Genomic DNA, 19361 nt, shown 5'->3' on the forward strand with positions numbered 1-19361 from the left:
GATGGCGATCTCCGAGACCGAGCTGCTCGCGCAGCCGAACATGGGCCGCCCCGCCGAGCCGGAGCCCACCACCACGACGCTCACCACGAAGCCCGCGTCGCGCGGTCGCGTCATCTGGCGCCGCCTGCAGCACACGCCCCGCTTCTGGATCGGCGCCTCCGTCGTCGTGCTGTTCGTCCTGCTGGCGCTCTTCGGCCAGTTCCTCACGCCGTGGTCGCCCACCGACCAGGACGTCGACAACATGAACTACCCGCCGACGGTCCTGCACTGGTTCGGCACCGACATCCTCGGACACGACCTGTTCTCGCAGATCGTCTCGGGACTCCAGAAGTCGCTGATCATCGGCTTCATCGCCGGGCCCGCCGCGACGATCATCGCCGGAGTCCTCGGGGCCACCGCCGGGTACCTGGGCGGCTGGGTCGAGAAGCTCATCGCGTGGCTGATCGATCTGCTGCTGGTGCTGCCGGCGTTCTTCATCCTGGTGCTGCTGTACCCCTACACGCATGGCAGCTGGGTCGTCATGATGATCTTCCTCGCCATCACCGGCTGGATGATCATGGCGCAGGTCATCCGCAACCAGACCCGATCGCTGCGCGACCGTGAGTTCGTGAAGGCCGCCCGCTACATGGGCTTCGGCACGTGGTCGGTCGTGCGCCGGCACATCATCCCGAACGTCGCCTCGCTGCTCATCATCGATGCCACCCTCGGCATCGCCGCGATGATCCTCGCCGAGACGAGCCTCAGCTTCTTCGGGTTCGGGGTGCAGCCCCCGGATGTGTCTCTGGGCACCCTGATCGCGAACGGTCAGTCCGCGGCCACGACCCGGCCCTGGCTCTTCCTGTTCCCCTCCGGCACCCTCATCGTCCTTCTTCTTGCCATCAGTCTCGTCGGCGACGCCCTCCGCGATGCCATCGACCCGACCTCGGGGGTGAACCGTGCCTGAGACCCTTGCTCAGCCCCAGCCGTTCGCGGCTCCCACACAGCGTCCGCATCTCCTGGAGGTGCGGAACCTCTCGGTGACCTTCCCGCAGCGCTCCGGCGACGTGCGGGCGGTCCGCGACATCAGCTACACGATCGACGAGGGGGAGTTCCTCGGGATCGTCGGCGAGTCGGGCTCCGGCAAGTCGGTGTCGTCCCTCGCGATCATGGGGCTGCTGCCCGACACCGCCCGCGTCACGGGCGAGATCCTGTACAACGGCACCTCGCTGCTCGACATGAACGACCGCCGCCTCAGCCGCATCCGCGGCAGCGAGATCGCGATGGTGTTCCAGGATCCGCTGTCGGCGCTCACCCCGGTGTACACCGTCGGCGACCAGATCTCCGAGGCCCTCCGGCTGCACGACAAGGCGCTGAGCAAGCAGGCGGCCGCCGCGCGTGCCGTGGAGCTGCTCAAGGTCGTCGGCATCCCCGACCCGAGCCGCCGGGCCACCGCCTTCCCGCACGAGTTCTCCGGCGGGATGCGCCAGCGCGCGATGATCGCCATGGCCATCGCGAACGACCCGCGACTGATCATCGCCGACGAGCCGACCACGGCGCTCGACGTCACGATCCAGGCGCAGATCCTCGAGGTGCTGCAGAAGGCCAAGGAGCTCACCGGCGCCGCCGTGTCGCTGATCACCCACGACCTCGGCGTCGTGGCGGGCCAGGCCGACCGGGTGGCGGTGATGTACGCCGGCAAGCTCGTCGAGACCGGGACCGTCGACCAGGTCTTCCACGCGCCGACGATGCCGTACACGATCGGTCTGTTGCGCAGCGTCCCGAACATCCGCACCGCCGGCACGCACCGACTCGTCCCGCTGGAGGGGCGCCCGCCGTCGCTCGCGAAGCTTCCCGCGGGCTGCCCGTTCGCGCCGCGCTGCCCCGCGGCGATCGACATCTGCCGTACGGAGGAACCGGCGCTCGTCGCGCATGAGGGACCCGACGGCCACCTCTCCGCGTGCCACCGCGCCGGCGAGATCGTCTCGGGTGAGCTCACCCGGCCCGAGATCTTCCCGCGGCCCGAGGGTCTCACCGCCCGGGAGAAGGCGACGGTCGGATCGGAGCCGGTGCTCAAGGTCGACGACCTCGTCAAGCACTTCCCCCTCATGAAGGGCGGGGTGTTCCGCCGTCAGGTGGGCACCGTGCGCGCCGTCGACGGCGTGTCGTTCTCGCTCAAGCCCGGACGCACGCTGGCGATCGTCGGCGAGTCGGGATGCGGCAAGACCACGACGATCCTCGAGCTCATGGAGCTCGTCAAGCCGCAGAGCGGCTCCGTCGAGGTCGTCGGGCAGGACGTCTCGCGGCTCACGCCGCACAGTCGGCGCAAGCTGCGCAGCGAGATCCAAATCGTCTTCCAGGACCCGGCGGCCGCCGTCGATCCGCGACTGCCGATCGCCGACGTCGTGGGCGAGCCGCTGCTCGCGCAGGGCGTGTCGCGCGACAAGCGCAACCAGCGCGTCGCCGACCTGCTCGACCTGGTCGGCCTCGACCCGTCGATGCTCGACCGCTACCCGCACGAGTTCTCGGGCGGGCAGCGCCAGCGCATCGGCATCGCGCGCGGGCTCGCCACCGACCCGAAGATCCTCGTGCTCGACGAGCCGGTCTCCGCGCTCGACGTGTCGATCCAGGCCGGTGTCATCAACCTCCTGCAGGACCTGCGCGACAAACTCGGCCTGTCGCTGATCTTCGTGGCGCACGACCTCGCGGTCGTCCGTCAGATCGCGGACGACGTCGCGGTGATGTACCTCGGCAGGATCGTGGAGTACGGCCCGATCGCCGAGGTGTTCGACACTCCGAAGCATCCGTACACGCAGGCGCTCATGTCGGCAGCGCCCATCCCCGACCCGGCCATCGAGCGGTCCCGCGAGCGGGTGCTCCTGGACGGCGATCTGCCGAGTCCCGCCGAGCAGATCGACGGATGCCGGTTCCGCACCCGGTGCCCGCTGTACAAGATCCTCGGGGAGCCCGAGCGCGCGCTGTGCGTCGCGAAGGACCCGGAGCTCGTCGACCACGGCGGCGACCTGGTGGCCTGTCACCACGTCGACCGCAACACCCTGGTGGTGGGCTGAGCGAGAAGGCTCCCGTCGGCACACGACGGGTCAATGGAAGAAGAGGAAGCACATGAACCGCAGAACCACAGCACTCGCGGCTGTCGCTGTGCTCAGCACTGCTGGCCTTGCACTGGCCGGCTGTGCTCAGCCGAACGCGAAGCCGACCAACAGCGAGCCGCCGCAGCTGCCGCTCATCGGCTGGACACCGGTGTCAGCCGATGACGTGCAGCAGGGTGGCACGCTCAGTCTCGCGGTCCTGTCGTCGGGCACCGACGAGGGCAACTGGAACATCAGCACGACGCAGGGCGCGAACGTCCCGGTCGTGAACATGCAGTCGCCGCTCATGGGTACGCCCTACAAGGCCACCAAGGACGGCTCGGTCACGCCCGACCCGAACTACGCCACCGACATCAAGCTCGAGAGCGAGTCGCCGCAGACGGTCGACGTCAAGCTCAACGAGAAGGCGGTGTGGGAGGACGGTTCGCCGCTGACGGCCAAGGACTATGAGGCGACGTTCGCCGCGCTCTCCGGCAAGAACGACAAGTTCAACATCGCCTCGTCGGCGGGCTTCGACAAGGTGTCGAAGTTCGAGGTGGTCAGCGACTACGAGTTCAAGTTCACCTTCGACACCCCGTACGCGGACTGGCAGGCGCTGCTGACGACGCCGGCCGTGCCGGCCGACATCGCGAGCGACCCGACGAAGTGGGCGAGCTTCACCACGAAGCCGCTGCCCTCGAGCGGCCCGTTCGTGATGAGCAAGATCGACAACAGCGCGAAGGTGTACACGGAGACCCCGAACCCGAAGTGGTGGGGCGACAAGCCGAAGCTCGACAAGATCGTCTGGAAGGTCATCGACCAGGGCGCCCAGGCGCAGACCTTCGCCAACGGCGAGATCAACGCGGTCGAGGCGCAGGACGTCGACACGTACACGGCGGCGCTGAAGAAGTCGGGCGCCAAGGCGCTCAGCTCGGGCGGCCTGACCTACTCGCAGGTGACCTTCAACGGTCTGCAGGCGCCGGTCGACAACCCCGACGTGCGCAAGGCGATCGCCCAGGCGATCGACCGCAACCTCATCGCGAAGACCGCCAACGAGCCGATGGGCGTGAAGGCGACCACCGACGGCAACTGGATCTTCATGCCCGGTCAGAAGGGCTACGAGGACACCGTGGGCGAGAAGCTGCCCTACGACCTCGACGCCGCGAAGAAGGGCCTGGAGAAGGCCGGCTACAAGCACGAGGACAACCAGTGGACGAAGGACGGCAAGCAGCTGAAGCTGTCGGTCATCGTCCCGCAGGGCACCAAGTCGAACGAGCTGCGCGCCCAGCAGATCCAGGCGTCGCTGAAGAAGATCGACGTGCCGGTGACCCTCGACGAGGTCCCCAGCGCCGACTACTTCACGAACATCCAGAACGGCAAGTACGAGATGGCGACGTTCGGCTGGCAGGGCACCCTGTTCCCGATCAGCTCCACGGAGTCGCTGTTCTACCCGGAGATGAAGCCGGGCGGCAGCGGTCAGAACTACGCGTTCGTCACGGACGACAAGCTCGGCGACCTGTGGAAGCAGGCCAACACCGAGCTCGACCAGACCAAGCGCCTCGACATCGCGAAGGAGATCAACAACACGATCGCCGACTACATGCCGATGCTGCCGATCTACCCGTACCCGAACGTGCAGGTGGTGGACAAGAACCTGGCCAACTACGGCCCGGGCACCTTCACCGACCTCACGGACGACTGGACCAAGGTCGGCTTCACCAAGTGAGGCCCTCAGGAGCGCTCCCCGCGAGCGCTCCTGAGCGTCGCTTGTGAAGGCGCCCGCCGCGCACCGATAGAATCGGTTGCGGGGCGGGCGCCTTCTCGCGTTTTCTGCCGCGTCGCGACACTGTTTCTGACAGAGCCCCCGCATCCTCTCTCTTCTCCACCGAAAGGTGCCACCGGTCATGTCCACTGCACACCGCTCCGATCTGCGCAACGTCGCGATCGTCGCCCACGTCGACCACGGCAAGACCACGCTCGTCGACGCCATGCTCCGCCAGACCGGCTCGTTCGGCGATCATGCGCACGTCGAGGAGCGCGCGATGGACTCGAACGACCTCGAGCGCGAGAAGGGCATCACGATCCTCGCCAAGAACACGGCGATCACCTACAACGGCGCGCACACCGACCAGCCGGTGACGATCAACGTGGTCGACACCCCGGGCCACGCCGACTTCGGCGGCGAGGTGGAGCGCGGGCTGTCGATGGTCGACGGCGTGGTGCTCCTGGTGGATGCGTCGGAGGGCCCGCTGCCGCAGACGCGCTTCGTGCTGCGCAAGGCGCTCGAGGCGAAGCTCCCGGTGATCCTGCTCGTGAACAAGACCGACCGGCCCGACGCCCGCATCGCCGAGGTGGAGGAGGAGAGCCACGACCTGCTGCTGGGCCTCGCGTCCGACCTGCAGGACGATGTGCCCGACCTCGACGTCGACGCGCTGCTCGACGTTCCCGTCGTCTACGCCTCCGGCCGTGCCGGAGCTGCGTCGCGCACCCGGCCGGCGAACGGCGAGCTACCCGACAACGACGACCTCGAACCGCTGTTCGAGGCGATCCTCGAGCACGTCCCCGCCCCGACGTACGACGACGAGGCGCCGCTGCAGGCGTGGGTCACGAACCTCGACTCGTCGCCGTTCCTCGGCCGGCTCGCCCTGCTGCGCGTGTTCAACGGCACGCTGCGCAAGGGCCAGACCGTCGCATGGGTGCGGCACGACGGCTCGCACTCGAACGCGCGCGTCACCGAACTGCTGAAGACCCGCGCGCTCGAGCGGTACCCCGCGGAGGAGGCCGGCCCCGGCGACATCGTCGCGATCGCCGGATTCGAGGACATCACGATCGGCGAGACCATCGCCGACCCGGACGACGTGCGTCCGCTGCCGGCGATCCACGTCGACGAGCCGGCGATCTCGATGACGATCGGCACCAACACGTCGCCGCTCGCCGGCAAGGTGAAGGGGCACAAGCTCACCGCCCGGATGGTGAAGGACCGGCTCGACCGCGAGCTCGTCGGCAACGTGTCGCTGAAGGTCGTCGACATCGGCCGGCCCGACGCGTGGGAGGTGCAGGGTCGCGGCGAGCTCGCGCTGGCGATCCTCGTCGAGAACATGCGCCGGGAGGGTTTCGAGCTGACCGTCGGAAAGCCACAGGTCGTGACCCGTCGTGACGAGCGCGGCACGCTGCAGGAGCCGTTCGAGCACCTCACGATCGACGCGCCCGAGGAGTACCTCGGCGCCATCACCCAGCTGCTCGCCACGCGCAAGGGACGGATGGAGTCGATGACGAACCACGGCACCGGGTGGGTCCGCATGGAGTTCGTCGTGCCCTCCCGTGGCCTCATCGGCTTCCGCACCGAGTTCCTCACCACGACCCGGGGCACCGGCATCGCCAACGCCATCTCGCACGGGTACGAGGCCTGGGCGGGCCAGATCGTCACGCGTCAGAACGGCTCGATCGTGGCGGACCGGTCGGGCGTGGCCACGCCGTTCGCGATGATCGCCCTGCAGGAGCGCATGTCGTTCTTCGTGCAGCCCACGCAGGAGGTCTACGAGGGCATGGTGATCGGCGAGAACTCGCGCAGCGACGACATGGACGTGAACATCACCAAGGAGAAGAAGCTCACGAACATGCGCTCCTCCACGGCCGACACGTTCGAGTCGATGACCCCCCCGCGCACGCTGTCGCTGGAGGAGTGCCTCGAGTTCGCGCGCGAGGACGAGTGCGTCGAGGTGACGCCCGAGACCGTCCGCATCCGCAAGGTCGTGCTCGACGGCCACGACCGCGCCCGCACCACCGCCCGCCTGAAGCGTCAGGACGCCAGCGCCTGACCCCGCGGTCCCTTTCGGCGAAGTCGTACGATTTCGCCGAGTGCACACCAATCCGCGCGCAGGATGATGTGCAGTCGCGCGTTTGATGTGCAGTCGCGCGGGTCTCCCTCCCGGACGGGGGAGCGGCTCGCGCGCCGGTAGGCTCGCATCGTGACAGAGGCGACGGATGCCGCGGCCCGGCGCCGCGCGATGCGCGATGCGATGGGCGTCGCCGTCGCGACGAGCGCGTACGGCGTCTCGTTCGGCGCACTCGCGACCGCGTCGGGTCTCGACGTGTGGCAGACGTGCGTCCTCAGTCTCGTGATGTTCACCGGCGGATCGCAGTTCGCATTCATCGGGGTGATCAGCGGGGGACTGGCGGCCGCCCCGGCCGCGATCGCCTCGGCCGCCCTGCTCGGGGTGCGCAACATCGCCTACGGGATGCGCATGGCTCCCGTCGTCGGCGACGGGTTCTGGCGCCGGGCGGCTGCCGCCCACCTCACGATCGACGAGTCGACCGCGGTCGCCCTCGGGCAGCCGACGCGCCGCGCCCAGCAGCTCGGGTTCTGGGCGACGGGGCTCGGCATCTACATCGGCTGGAACCTCACGACGCTCGCCGGCGCACTGCTCGGCGATGTGCTCGGCGACCCGAAGGCCTACGGGCTGGATGCCGCGGCCGCCGCGGCGTTCCTCGCCCTGCTCTGGCCGCGGCTGCGCCGTCGCCAGGCGATCGCCGTGGGGATCGCCGCCGCAGTGGTGGCGGCCGCCCTCACACCCGTGCTCATGCCCGGCCTGCCGGTCCTGGTCGCAGCCGTGGTCGCCATCGTCGTGGGCTGGTTCAACTGGCTGGGCCGCAGCGAGACGGCGCCTGCCGAGCCGGCGGACGTCCCGGAACGAGAGGGCCTGCCGTGACGCTGTGGAACGCCGTGCTGATCGCGGCCATCGCGTGCGTCGCCCTGAAGACGCTCGGCTACCTCGTCCCCGCCGCGGTCATGGAGGCGCCGAAGCCCTCCCGCATCGCCGATCTGCTCACCGTGGCGCTGCTGGCGGCGCTCGTCGCGGTGCAGACCCTCGGCGTCGGGCAGGCGATCGTCGTGGACGCGCGGGTGCCCGCCCTCGCCGTCGCCGCGGGTCTCCTGCTGCTGCGCGCGCCGTTCCTCGTGGTGGTCGCCGCGGCGGCGGTCGTGGCCGCGCTCCTGCGCCTCTGGGGATGGGCGGCCTGAGCGCCGTCGCGGGGGAGACGGCCTCGTCGATGCGGCGCCGTAGACTGACCCGGTGAGCTCCACCGTGTCACGCCTGCTCGCCTGGGTGATCGCCTTCCTCATCGGCGCCGTCTACGGCACGGCCGGCACGATCGCGCACGCCTACCGGCTCGGCGGATGGCCGGTCGGACTCGTGTTGGCCGTCATCGGCTTCGCCGCCATGCTCATCGCGATGCGCGCGCTCACGACCGACCGCTGGGCGGCGCTGTGCGGCGGCGTCGGCGCGCTCCTCGCGACCGTCGTCTTCTCGGGCGCGGGCCCGGGCGGCTCGGTCATCGTGCCGCAGGGCGGTCTCGACGAGCTCTTCGGAGTGAGTCTCGGCCTCGTCTGGGCGATCGCCGTCGCCTTCATCTCCGCCGTCGCGGTGGCCTGGCCCGACCTCTCCGCCCTGCGGCGGCGCGGCTAGACTGGGGCGCGTGACGTATGTGATCGCCCTGCCGTGTGTGGATGTCAAGGACCGCGCGTGCGTGGACGAGTGCCCGGTCGACTGCATCTACGAAGGCGACCGATCGCTGTACATCCACCCCGACGAGTGCGTGGACTGCGGCGCCTGCGAGCCCGTCTGCCCCGTCGAGGCGATCTACTACGAAGACGACCTCCCCGAGGAGTGGGCCGACTACTACAAGGCCAACGTCGAGTTCTTCGACGACCTCGGCTCTCCCGGCGGCGCGGCGAAGGTCGGCGTGATCCACAAGGACCACCCGATCGTGGCGGCCCTGCCGCCGCAGAACGTCTGACCGTGGGCATCGCCGACCTCGCCGACTACCCGTGGGACGCCGTCGCGCCCTACGCCCAGCGCGCGCGGGCCCACCCGGACGGCATCATCGACCTGTCGATCGGCTCGCCGGTCGACCCCACGCCCGGTGTCGTGCGTCGCGCGCTGACCGCCGCGACCGACGCGCACTCCTACCCGCAGACGATCGGCACCCCGGCGCTGCGCGAGGCGATCGCCGACTGGTATGCCCGGCGTCGCAGCGTACCCGGGCTCAGTCCCGCGCAGATCCTTCCCACGGTCGGCTCGAAGGAGCTCGTCGCCCTGCTGCCGCTGCTGCTCGGGCTCGGGCCGGGCGACGTCGTCGTGCACCCGCGCGCGGCGTATCCCACGTACGAGGTCGGCGCCCGGCTGGTCGGCGCCACGCCGGTCGCCGCCGACGATCCCGGCGAGTGGCCGGACGGCACGCGCCTGATCTGGCTGAACAGCCCCGGCAATCCCGACGGCCGCGTCCGCGACATCCCGTCGCTGCGCGCGGCGGTGGCCCGGGCCCGCGAACTCGGCGCCGTGATCGCCGGTGACGAGTGCTACGCCGAGCTCGGCTGGGACAGCCCATGGGATGTCGAGCCGATCCCGTCGATCCTCGACCCGCGCGTGACCGACGGCGACGACACCGGCGTGCTGTCGGTGTACTCGCTCAGCAAGCAGTCGAACCTCGCCGGGTACCGCGCCGCGTTCCTCGCGGGCGACGCCGCGCTCGTGGCGCGCCTGCTGACAGCGCGCAAGCATCTCGGACTCATGGTCCCCGCACCGGTGCAGGAGGCGATGGGCGCGGCGCTCGGCGACGACGCGCACGTCGCCGCTCAGAAGGAGACGTACCGGCGTCGCCGCGACATCCTGAAGCCCGCCCTCGAACTGGCAGGTTTCCGCATCGACGGCAGCGAGGCCGGGCTGTACCTCTGGGCGACCGAGGGGCGCGACGCCTGGGAGAGTCTCGACCGGCTCGCCGATCTCGGGATCCTCGCCGGGCCCGGCCACTTCTACGGCATCCACTTCCCGCAGCACGTGCGGCTCTCCCTCACCGCGCCCGACGAGCGGATCGCAGCGGCCGCGGCGCGGCTGGAGTCGTAGCCGACCTCCATCGGATCCCGGCATCCTTTGGCCGATGTCTCAGTAGGCTGTGACGCGGGATAGGCTGTATGACGAGCGGATCCGGGCCGACGACCCGGTCACCGGCCGGATCCCGGTCACGGTGAACGCTCCACGGGTCGGCCCGGAAGGGTGTTCCAGGCCCGCGAGTCCCTCTACGACAGACATCGCAAGGAGGCGTCGTGACCGACGCGGGAGCCCAGCCGGACATTGCCACCCTCACCATCGGGGATCGCACCGCCGAGCTGCCGGTGCTGACGGGGACCGACGGCGCCCCGAGTGTCGACGTCTCCACCCTGACCCGGCAGACCGGGTACACCGCGCTCGACTACGGATTCGTGAACACCGCGGCCACGAAGTCGGCGATCACGTACATCGACGGCGAGGCGGGAATCCTCCGCTATCGCGGCTACCCCATCGAGCAGCTCGCGAAGAACAGCTCGTATCTCGAGGTGGCGTGGCTGCTGCTGTACGGCGAACTGCCCAGTGCGAGTGAGCTCGCGGACTTCGACGAGCGCATCCGCCGCCACACGCTGCTGCACGAGGATCTCAAGCGCTTCTTCTCGGCGCTGCCGCACACCGCCCACCCGATGTCGGTGCTCTCCTCCGCGGTGTCGGCGCTCTCGACGTACTACGAGGGCCAGTCGGACCCGCACAACCCGGAGCACAACGAGCTGAACACCGTGCGGATGCTCGCCAAGCTCCCCGTGATCGCCGCCTACGCGCACAAGAAGAGCGTGGGCCAGGCGTTCCTGTACCCCGACAACTCGCTGAGCTTCGTCGACAACTTCCTCAAGCTGAACTTCGGCGTGCTCAGCGAGCCGTACGAGGTCAACCCGGTGATGTCGCGCGCGCTCGAGCGCCTGCTCATCCTGCACGAGGACCACGAGCAGAACGCGTCGACCTCGACCGTGCGTCTCGTGGGCTCGACCGGCGCGAACCAGTTCTCGTCGATCTCGGCCGGCATCAACGCCCTGTACGGGCCGCTGCACGGCGGCGCCAACGAGGCGGTTCTCGCGATGCTCGCTCGCATCCGCGATTCGGGCGAGAGCGTGCAGCGCTTCGTCGAGCGGGTGAAGAACAAGGAAGACGGCGTGAAGCTCATGGGCTTCGGGCACCGGGTCTACAAGAACTACGACCCGCGGGCGAAGCTCGTCAAGGAGTCCGCGGACGAGGTGCTCGCGGAGCTCGGCATCAAGGATCCGCTGCTCGACCTCGCGAAGGAGCTCGAGGAGATCGCCCTCGCCGACGACTACTTCGTCGAGCGCAAGCTGTACCCGAACGTCGACTTCTACACCGGCGTGATCTACAAGGCCATGGGCTTCCCGACCCGGATGTTCACCGTGCTGTTCGCGATCGGCCGGCTGCCGGGATGGCTCGCGCAGTGGCGCGAGTCCGTGAACGACCCGCAGTCGAAGATCGGCCGTCCGCAGCAGCTGTACACCGGCGCCGCCGAGCGGGACTACCCGGGGGTCTGAGGTGCCGCGCCTGATCGTGCGGCGGCCGTCTCCGCGGCTGGCCGACGGCGAACTGACCCACCTCGAACGCGTCGAGGTCGACCCCGCCACCGCCGTGGCGGAGTGGAAGGGTTACGTCGACGCCTTCCGCTCGCGGGGCTGGGACGTCATCGAGGCCGACCCCGCCGACGAGCACCCGGATGGCGTCTTCGTCGAGGACACCGTCGTGCTCTTCGACGACCTCGCGGTGGTGTGCCGGGCCGGTGCCCCGTCGCGGCGCGGTGAGGCGGAGTCGGTGCGCCCGATCCTCGAGGCGCTGTCTCTTGCCGTCGAGACGGCCGCGATCACGGCGCCCGGCACGCTGGACGGCGGCGACGTCCTGAAGATCGGCCGCTCGGTGTACGTCGGACGCTCGTCGCGCACGAACGACGACGGCATCGCCCAGCTGCGAGCGCTCGTCGAGCCGCGTGGGTGGACGCTCACCGCGGTCCCGGTGACCAAGGTGCTGCACCTGAAGAGCGGCGTCACGGCGCTGCCCGACGGCACCGTCGTGGGTTTCCCGCCGCTCGTCGACGATCCGACGGTGTTCGACGACTTCCTCCCCGTGCCCGAGGAGCACGGCACCGCGGTCGTCGTGCTCGACGAGGGCACTGTGCTGATGTCCGCCGACGCACCCGAGACCGCGGCCCTGTTCCGGGCGCGCGGTCTCGAGGTCGTGACGGTGCCGGTCACGCAGTTCGAGGCTCTCGAAGGATGCGTCACCTGCCTGTCGGTGCGCGTCCGAGGCTGACTCAGGCCGCCTCGGCGAACTCGGCAGGCTCCGTCTCCGGCACGGTGGAGACGGATGCGTCGCGCCCGCGCCGCGTGCGGACCACGGCCACGACGACGGCGGCCAGCAGACCCACGACGGCGATCGTGAGCCACGCCGTCGCGTAGCTGCCCTCGATGGGCGCCCCGTCGGCGTCGACCGAGCCGAACACCATGGCGGTCATGAGCGCCGATCCGACGGCCTGCCCGATGGAGCGCAGGTTCGCGTTCACTCCGGTCGCCACCCCGACGCTGTCGGCGGGCACGCTCTCGACGATGATGCTCGCCATCGCGGCGTACGCGGCCCCGACCCCGACGCCGAACAGGCCACCGGCGATCGCGAGCTGCCAGACCTGCGCGTGGAAGAGCACGGCGCCGATCACGGAGAGCCCGAGCAGCACGGAGCCGCCGACGAGCTGCGTGCGCAGGGGGAACAGCCGCGACAGGCGGCCGGTGGCGAACCCGGCGAGCGACATCCCGGCCAGGAGCGGCACGAGCACGAGGCCGGCGTTCTCCACCGTGAGGCCGAGCGCCCAGCCGGTCGACGCCGGCACCTCGAGGAACAGCGGCAGGTACCCCCAGAAGCCGAACACGGCGACGCCGATGAGCAGGCCGGCCGCGTTCACCGGCCAGATGGCGCGGTGCGCGAGCATGCGGATGTCGACGAGCGGTGCCGCCGCGCGCCGCTCCGACACGATCCAGCCCGCGAGCAGGATCGCCGCCGCGGCGAACAGCCCGATCGTGAGCGGGCTCGCCCAGCCCCAGTGCGCGCCCGAGGAGAGGGGGAGGAGCAGGGCGACGAGCCACCCGGAGAGCAGGAGCGCGGAGCGCGTGTTGAGGCGCCCGGCTGCGCGGAGCCCTGTCCGCGGGATCCAGGCGACGACGAGGAGCGCGCCGAACGCGCTCACGCACAGCGCGACCTCGAACAGGCCGCGCCATCCGATCGCCCCGGAGAGGGGACCGGCCAGCACGCTTCCCGCAGCGCCGCCGATTCCGACGAGTGCGCTCACCGAGCCGATCGCCCCGGTGAGGCGCGCCGGCGGCATGACCTCGCGGAGCAGGGCGAACGCGAGCGGGAACACTGCGCCGCCCGCGCCCTGCAGAACACGGCCCACGATGAGCAGGCCGATATCGGGCGCCAGAGCGGCGATCAGATCGCCGAGCATGACGAGGGCGAGCACCGCGAGCATGGTGCCGCGGCGTCCGCGCAGGTCGCCCACGCGGCCGAGCAGCGGCGTGGCGACGGCGGCCGCCATGAGCCAGGCGGTCATCGTCCAGGCGGCGATATCGGTCGTGACATCGAAGCCCGACTCGATCATGGGCAGCACCGGGATGACGAGGTTCTGCAGCAGTGCGATGGAGGAGACGCTGACGGCGATGGCCGCGAAGGCGCGGAGAGGAGTGGATGAAGGGGACATGATGCCTACCGATCCGATGGTGCGTCGAGTAGAATACGGAGAGTGGCTCCGAACGGAGGAAGCCTCCGCTTAAACCGTAGCGGAGGATGCCTCCGCTTTGCAAGCACTTTCTCAGACGATCGTGGAGGGCAGTGATGGACGTCGCCGAGCGCACTCGGGCTCTCGACGCGCGCAGGCCGCGCCGCGCCGACGCCGCGCGCAACTTCGACGCCCTCGTCGCCGCCGGCCGCGACGCGTTCGCGGAGCAGGGCTCGGCGGCATCCCTGGAGGACATCGCCCGACGCGCGGGCGTCGGCATCGGCACGCTGTACCGTAATTTCCCGACCCGCGACGACCTCATCGACACGCTCTACCTCGGCGAGGTCGATGCGCTCGCCCAGGCGGCCGACGAGGTCTCCGGGCTCGAGCCGTGGGCGGCTCTGGAGGCGTGGCTCGAGCGGTTCGTGCAGTACGTCGGCACGAAGCACGTGCTGCTGGACAGCCTGAACCGGCCCTCGACCGTGATGAACGAGTGCCGCGCGATCATGTTCGGCGCCGGCGCCCCGCTCCTCGAGCGCGCTCAGCAGGCGGGCGTCGCCGACCCCGATGTCACGATCAGCGACGTCGTGAAGCTCGTCTCGGGTGTCGCGGCGGTGTCGTCGTTCGACGACGAGGCGCAGCGTCGCCGGGTGCTGAGGCTCGCGATCAGCGCGATCCGGGCCTGACCGGTCGCCCAGCCGCACACGCGTGGGCGATCCGGGCCACCTCGCCCGCTGTGCGGCTCAGGCGTGCAGCGTCTCGTTGAGGGTGACGCCGACGCCCTCGCGGCGCAGCGCCTCCACCGCGCCGGTGACCGAATTGCGCCGGAACAGGATGCCGCCCCGTCCCGACAGCTCGGCCGCCTTCACGCTCGGGCGAGACCCGTCGGCGCGCGGCGGCTCGTCGACGAGGACGACCTTCGTGCCGCCGGTCACATAGAGGCCCGCCTCCACGACGCAGTCGTCGCCGAGCGAGATGCCGATGCCGGCGTTCGCCCCGAGCAGGCACCGCTCGCCGATCGAGACGCGGTGCGTGCCGCCGCCCGACAGCGTGCCCATGATCGAGGCGCCGCCGCCGATGTCGCTGCCGTCGCCGACGACGACGCCCTGCGAGATGCGGCCCTCCACCATCGAGGCGCCGAGCGTGCCGGCGTTGAAGTTCACGAAGCCCTCGTGCATCACGGTGGTACCGGGCGCGAGATGCGCGCCCAGGCGCACCCGCGACGCATCCGCGATCCGCACGCCGGCGGGGGAGACGTAGTCGAGCAGTCGAGGGAACTTGTCGAGCCCCTGCACCTGGATGCCGGCGCCGCGGAGCACGAGCCGCAGCCGCGGAAGGTCATCGGGATGGACCGGGCCGGCCGTCGTCCACGCAACGTTCGGCAGGAACCGGAAGACACCGTCGAGGTTGACCTGGTTCGGCCGCACGAGGCGATACGACAGGGCATGCAGACGGAGGTACACATCGGCGGTCGATGCGGGCGCGTCGTCGAGGTCGATCTGCAGATCGACGATCTCGGTGCGCACTCCGCGCCGCGGGTCCTCGCCGGCTCCGTCCTGCAGGTCCGCGCCGCGCGTCGCGGTCGTCGTCGCGTCGGCGCGGCCGACCCGGGGGTGCGGATACCAGGTGTCGAGCACCGTGCCGTCGGATGCCACCGTGGAAAGGCCCGTGCCGAAGATCAGCCGCTCGTCGCTCATCCTTCCACGCTAGCGCGCTCGGCCCGGTGGGCCCCGCAGTGTGTCTGGCTAGACTCGGAGGATGGCGGCGCTCGATCTCTCCCAGACATCCGCAGACCTCACCCGCGCCGTGTGCGACATCCCGAGCGTCTCCGACGACGAGACCGTCCTCGCCGACGCGATCCACTCCGCCGTCTCTGCGCTCGGCCACCTCGACGTCCACCGCGACGGTGACACGATCGTCGCGCGCACCAACCTGGGACGCGACCAGCGGGTCGTGATCGCGGGGCACATCGACACCGTGCCGATCAACGCCAACGTCCCCACCCGCGACATCGAGGTCGACGGCGAGCCGTACATCTGGGGTCGCGGCACCGTCGACATGAAGTCGGGCCTCGCCGTGCAGCTCAAGCTCGCTGCGGAACTGGCCGACCCGCGCGTCGACATCACCTGGATGTGGTACGACCACGAGGAGGTCGACGCCTCCCGCAACGGCCTGAATCGCCTCTCGCAGACGCGTCCCGATCTGTTCGCCGCCGACTTCGCGATCCTGGGGGAGCCCTCCCGCGGTGAGGTCGAGGGCGGCTGCAACGGCACTCTCCGCGTCGTCGCCCGCACACACGGCGTCCGCGCGCACAGCGCCCGGGCGTGGATCGGCGAGAACGCGATCCATGCCGCAGCGCCCATCCTCGCCCGGCTGGCGGAGTACCGCCCGCGCGAGGTGGCGGTCGACGGGCTCGTGTACCGCGAGGGACTCAACGCCGTGCGCATCGCCGGCGGCGTGGCCGGAAACGTGATCCCCGACGCGTGCGAGGTCGAGGTGAACTACCGCTTCGCCCCGAGCCGCAGCGTCGACGAGGCGATCGCCCACGTGCGCGGCGTGCTGGAGGGCTTCGAAGTCGAGGTGACGGATGCCTCGGCCGGCGCCCGTCCGGGACTCGACGCACCCCTCGCGCGGGAGTTCCTCGCCGCGGTGGGTGCCGAACCCCGTCCGAAGTACGGCTGGACCGACGTCGCCCGCTTCTCGGCGCTGGGCGTCCCGGCGGTGAACTACGGACCCGGCGACCCGCAGCTGGCCCACCACGACGAGGAGCGCGTGCCGATCGCCGAGATCGAGGGCGTCGAGCGGGGCCTTCGCGCGTGGCTGTCCTCCCGCTGACCGACGGCGTCCGCAGCGGATGGCGCCGCCTGCCCGCGGCGGCGCGCATCGGCATCCTGTACCTCGCCGCCCGGATCGTCACCACGGGGTTCTTCGCCCTGGCAGCCGAGATGGCGACGCCCGACTCCCGCCACGGCGCGCATCCGGCGATCGGCACCCTGCTCCTGGGGTGGGACGCGCAGTGGTACTGGTACATCGCCGTCAACGGCTACCCGAGCACGCTGCCCGTCGACGCCGCAGGCAACGTGCAGCAGAACGCGTGGGCGTTCATGCCCCTGTATCCGTATCTGGCGCGCCTGCTCGGCGGTACGGGCGTCGGCTGGCAGATCGCCGCGCTGGTGATCTCGCTCGTCGCCGGGTACCTCGCCTGCCTCGTGCTGCACGCGCTGCTGCGCGACAGGCTCGGCGATCAGACGGCGACCTGGGCCGTGGTCTTCTTCGCCTGCGCCCCGTTGGCGGCCGTGTTCCAGATCGGCTACGCGGAATCGCTGTTCCTGCTGTGGCTGTTCCTCGGGCTCTGGTGCACGGCGCGGCGCCGGTACGGCTGGCTGTTCCTGCTCATCCCGCTCATGGGATTCACGCGACCCGGAGTGCTCGCCTTCGCGCTGTTCCTCGCCCTGCATGGCATCCATCGCCTCTGGCGACGAGCACGGGAGCCGCTGCGCACCGGCGAGATCGTCCAGATCGTGGCGGCCGGATTGTGGGCGGCGGTCGTCGGCTTCGCATGGCCCGTCATCGCCGCCGCCGTCACCGGGCAGACGGATGCGTACATGCTCACCGAGCTCAGCTGGCGCCGCGACTGGATCGGCGCCGAGAGCGGGTTCGTGCCCTTCCAGGGCTTCTGGACCGGAGCGGCGTTCTGGTTCCGCACCTGGGGACTCGGAGAGGCCACCGGATACGTCGTCCTGATCGGGGTCGCCGTCGCGGCCGCGGCACTGCTGCTGTTCGGGCCCCGCATCCGTCGGGTGGGCCCGGAGATCAGGCTGTGGTCGGCGTCGTACGGTCTGTATCTGCTCGCCGTGTTCTTCCCGCAGTCGAGCCTGTTTCGGCTGCTCGTCCCGCTCTCTCCGCTGTGGGGCGCCGCCGCGGTGCCGCGTTCACGCGTGTGGCGGTGCAGCGTGCTGGCGGTGTGCCTGCTGGGGCAGTGGTGGTGGATCTACAACATGTACGCCCTCGGCAACACGTATTGGCAGATCCCCTGAACAGCGCTGCGCGGGCCGGTTGTCGCCCGGTCTGGCCGTCACGATAAACTTGACATCCAGACCACGACGAAAAGGAGCCACGATGGCAGCCATGAAGCCGAGAACCGGAGACGGGCCGATGGAGGCTGTGAAGGAGGGTCGCCTGATCATCGTCCGCGTTCCGCTCGAAGGTGGCGGACGCCTTGTCGTCTCCGTGAACGACGCGGAAGCGAAGGAGCTCTACGACGTGCTCGGCGGTGTCGTGAACGCGTAGTTCACGCAATCAGCGGTCGTGAACCTCTCGTTCACCACCATCAGCACATCAGCGGCCGGTCAGCAGACCGGCCGCTGACGTCTGTGCGGAGTCGGTGCGCACCGTCGTCAGCTGGAGCAGACCCTCGCCGACGATCGACAGCGCTCCGATCACCGCGGGAGACGACTGGGTCTCCTGGATGAGGGAGCGGAAGGCCTGGGTCACGGGATCGCGCCGCACCGGGTCGGCGACCGCGCCGCCGGCCAGCACTCGGGGCACGAGGACGGTGCCTCCCGGGCGGACGAGTCGCAGGCCGTGCTCGACGTACTCGATGACCCCTTCGGGGTCGGCGTCGACCAGCACGATGTCGTACGACGCCTCGTTCATCCGCGGCAGCACCTCGGCCGCCCGTCCGGCGATGAAACGGGCGCGCGCCGGCGGAATCCGGCCCTCCGCGAACGACTGCCGCGCCACCCCGAGATGCTCCGGCTCGCTGTCGATGGTCGTGAGGATGGCGCGCGGTGCGCCGTGCAGCAGCCACAGACCGGAGACTCCGGCGCCCGTGCCGATCTCGATCATGCTCTGGGCGTTGGACGCAGCGGCGATGACCGCGCACTGAGCCCCCACGGCGGGGCTGACCGGCGATGCGCCGAGTTCGAGGGCGTGTGCGCGAGCGCGGGCGATGTGGTCGGGCTCGACCGTCGCTTCCTGCACGAACCGCTGGTTCGCTTCCTGATCGCTCATCTGCGCATCCCTCCGCGGCAAGCCTACGTGAGTCGCTCGAGCCGGGCCCGCAGGCGCGACGGGTAACCTGAAGACATGATCTTCGGGCTCACGATCGAGAAGCTGGTGGTGATCGGTGTGATCGCCGCGCTGCTGCTCGGTCCGGACCGGCTGCCGCGCTATGCCGCGATGCTCGCGCAGCTGGTCGGACGTGGGCGGGAGATGCTCGGCACCGCGAAGGAGCGGATGAGGGAGGAGATCGGCGACGACGTCGACTGGCGCACGCTCGATCCACGGCAGTACGACCCGCGCCGGATCATCCGCGAGGCGCTCCTCGACGACTCGCCGCCCACTCGTCCCGCGGCCGCGGCTGCGCCGGTCGTCTCGGCGGAGAGTGCCGAGGCGGGAGCGGGACGGCGCGGCTTCCTCCCCGATGGCACGGTGCCGTTCGACTCCGAGGCGACCTGATCGGCCCGAGGCGGCCCGAGCGACTCCGCGATTGCCCGATCGACTCCGGGCGGCCTGATCGGCCCGAGGCGGCCCGAGCGACTCCGCGATTGCCCGATCGACTCCGGGCGGCCTGATCGGCCTGAGGTGTCCTGAGCGACTCCGCGGTCGGCCGATCGGCGGCGCCCCGACGGATCCGCCGGCGCCTCCCCAGGCAGGGGGCGGGGGCGGGAGCGA

Annotated in this window: 19 protein-coding genes; 16 read left to right on the forward strand and 3 right to left on the reverse strand. The window is 70.3% G+C overall.

Translation table 11 applies throughout. The features are described from left to right. Position 1: 1 nt before the first annotated feature. From AC3RX1_RS05105 to ddaH, 11 genes are all read left to right on the forward strand, one after another. Positions 2-943, forward strand: coding sequence for an ABC transporter permease (locus tag AC3RX1_RS05105; RefSeq protein WP_491500165.1), 942 nt, complete (start codon positions 2-4; stop codon positions 941-943). Next, complete coding sequence (locus tag AC3RX1_RS05110) at positions 936-3047, forward strand: ABC transporter ATP-binding protein (RefSeq protein ID WP_491500166.1); 2112 nt, start codon at positions 936-938, stop codon at positions 3045-3047. Before AC3RX1_RS05105 ends, AC3RX1_RS05110 begins: the two co-directional genes overlap by 8 nt. Before the next feature lie 52 nt (positions 3048-3099). Further along, positions 3100-4791: an ABC transporter family substrate-binding protein gene (locus tag AC3RX1_RS05115; protein WP_491500167.1), complete on the forward strand. Its 1692-nt coding sequence runs from the start codon at positions 3100-3102 to the stop codon at positions 4789-4791. 178 nt (positions 4792-4969) lie between these two features. Continuing rightward, positions 4970-6883 (forward strand): translational GTPase TypA, encoded by a 1914-nt coding sequence (typA, locus tag AC3RX1_RS05120; RefSeq protein ID WP_491500168.1) that lies wholly within the window; start codon positions 4970-4972, stop codon positions 6881-6883. A gap of 189 nt (positions 6884-7072) precedes the next feature. Next, positions 7073-7774, forward strand: coding sequence for an AzlC family ABC transporter permease (locus AC3RX1_RS05125; protein WP_491500550.1), 702 nt, complete (start codon positions 7073-7075; stop codon positions 7772-7774). After that, entirely contained in the window at positions 7771-8085 is a 315-nt protein-coding gene (locus AC3RX1_RS05130) for an AzlD domain-containing protein (protein WP_491500169.1), read from the forward strand. The genes AC3RX1_RS05125 and AC3RX1_RS05130 overlap by 4 nt, the downstream gene beginning before the upstream one ends. A 52-nt stretch (positions 8086-8137) precedes the next feature. Further along, positions 8138-8530, forward strand: coding sequence for a histidinol dehydrogenase (locus tag AC3RX1_RS05135; protein ID WP_491500170.1), 393 nt, complete (start codon positions 8138-8140; stop codon positions 8528-8530). Between the two features lie 10 nt (positions 8531-8540). After that, a complete protein-coding gene (gene fdxA / locus AC3RX1_RS05140; protein WP_491500171.1) occupies positions 8541-8861 on the forward strand; it encodes a ferredoxin in 321 nt (106 codons plus the stop codon). A 2-nt stretch (positions 8862-8863) separates the two neighbouring features. Next, complete coding sequence (dapC, locus tag AC3RX1_RS05145) at positions 8864-9967, forward strand: succinyldiaminopimelate transaminase (protein ID WP_491500172.1); 1104 nt, start codon at positions 8864-8866, stop codon at positions 9965-9967. Between the two features lie 200 nt (positions 9968-10167). Next, positions 10168-11463 (forward strand): citrate synthase, encoded by a 1296-nt coding sequence (locus AC3RX1_RS05150; protein ID WP_491500173.1) that lies wholly within the window; start codon positions 10168-10170, stop codon positions 11461-11463. A 1-nt stretch (position 11464) separates the two neighbouring features. After that, positions 11465-12232: a dimethylargininase gene (gene ddaH / locus AC3RX1_RS05155; protein ID WP_491500174.1), complete on the forward strand. Its 768-nt coding sequence runs from the start codon at positions 11465-11467 to the stop codon at positions 12230-12232. A 1-nt stretch (position 12233) separates the two neighbouring features. On the opposite strand, the gene AC3RX1_RS05160 is transcribed toward ddaH, so the two are convergent. Next, positions 12234-13667, reverse strand: a complete 1434-nt coding sequence (locus tag AC3RX1_RS05160) for an MFS transporter (protein WP_491500175.1) — start codon at positions 13665-13667, stop codon at positions 12234-12236. Between the two features lie 134 nt (positions 13668-13801). On the opposite strand from AC3RX1_RS05160, the gene AC3RX1_RS05165 reads away from it, so the two are divergent. Next, positions 13802-14371 carry a TetR/AcrR family transcriptional regulator gene (locus AC3RX1_RS05165; RefSeq protein WP_491500176.1) on the forward strand — a complete coding sequence of 190 codons (570 nt, stop codon included), beginning with the start codon at positions 13802-13804 and terminating at the stop codon, positions 14369-14371. Positions 14372-14428: 57 nt separating this feature from the next. On the opposite strand, the gene dapD is transcribed toward AC3RX1_RS05165, so the two are convergent. Beyond that, on the reverse strand, positions 14429-15382 hold the full coding sequence (gene dapD, locus AC3RX1_RS05170) for a 2,3,4,5-tetrahydropyridine-2,6-dicarboxylate N-succinyltransferase (RefSeq protein WP_491500177.1): 954 nt from the start codon (positions 15380-15382) through the stop codon (positions 14429-14431). Positions 15383-15443: 61 nt separating this feature from the next. Between dapD and dapE the strand changes: the two genes are divergently transcribed. From dapE to AC3RX1_RS05185, 3 genes are all read left to right on the forward strand, one after another. Then, positions 15444-16520: a succinyl-diaminopimelate desuccinylase gene (gene dapE / locus AC3RX1_RS05175; protein WP_491500178.1), complete on the forward strand. Its 1077-nt coding sequence runs from the start codon at positions 15444-15446 to the stop codon at positions 16518-16520. Then, positions 16502-17722, forward strand: a complete 1221-nt coding sequence (locus AC3RX1_RS05180) for a putative hexosyltransferase (RefSeq protein WP_491500179.1) — start codon at positions 16502-16504, stop codon at positions 17720-17722. The genes dapE and AC3RX1_RS05180 overlap by 19 nt, the downstream gene beginning before the upstream one ends. Positions 17723-17804: 82 nt before the next feature. Beyond that, a complete protein-coding gene (locus AC3RX1_RS05185) occupies positions 17805-17975 on the forward strand; it encodes a DUF3117 domain-containing protein (RefSeq protein WP_084515728.1) in 171 nt (56 codons plus the stop codon). A gap of 48 nt (positions 17976-18023) precedes the next feature. Here AC3RX1_RS05185 and AC3RX1_RS05190 read toward each other — a convergent pair whose 3' ends face one another. Further along, on the reverse strand, positions 18024-18698 hold the full coding sequence (locus AC3RX1_RS05190) for an O-methyltransferase (protein WP_491500180.1): 675 nt from the start codon (positions 18696-18698) through the stop codon (positions 18024-18026). Between the two features lie 75 nt (positions 18699-18773). On the opposite strand from AC3RX1_RS05190, the gene AC3RX1_RS05195 reads away from it, so the two are divergent. Then, on the forward strand, positions 18774-19145 hold the full coding sequence (locus tag AC3RX1_RS05195; RefSeq protein WP_491500181.1) for a twin-arginine translocase TatA/TatE family subunit: 372 nt from the start codon (positions 18774-18776) through the stop codon (positions 19143-19145). Positions 19146-19361: the final 216 nt, after the last annotated feature.

Source organism: Microbacterium altimontanum (genome assembly GCF_058349865.2).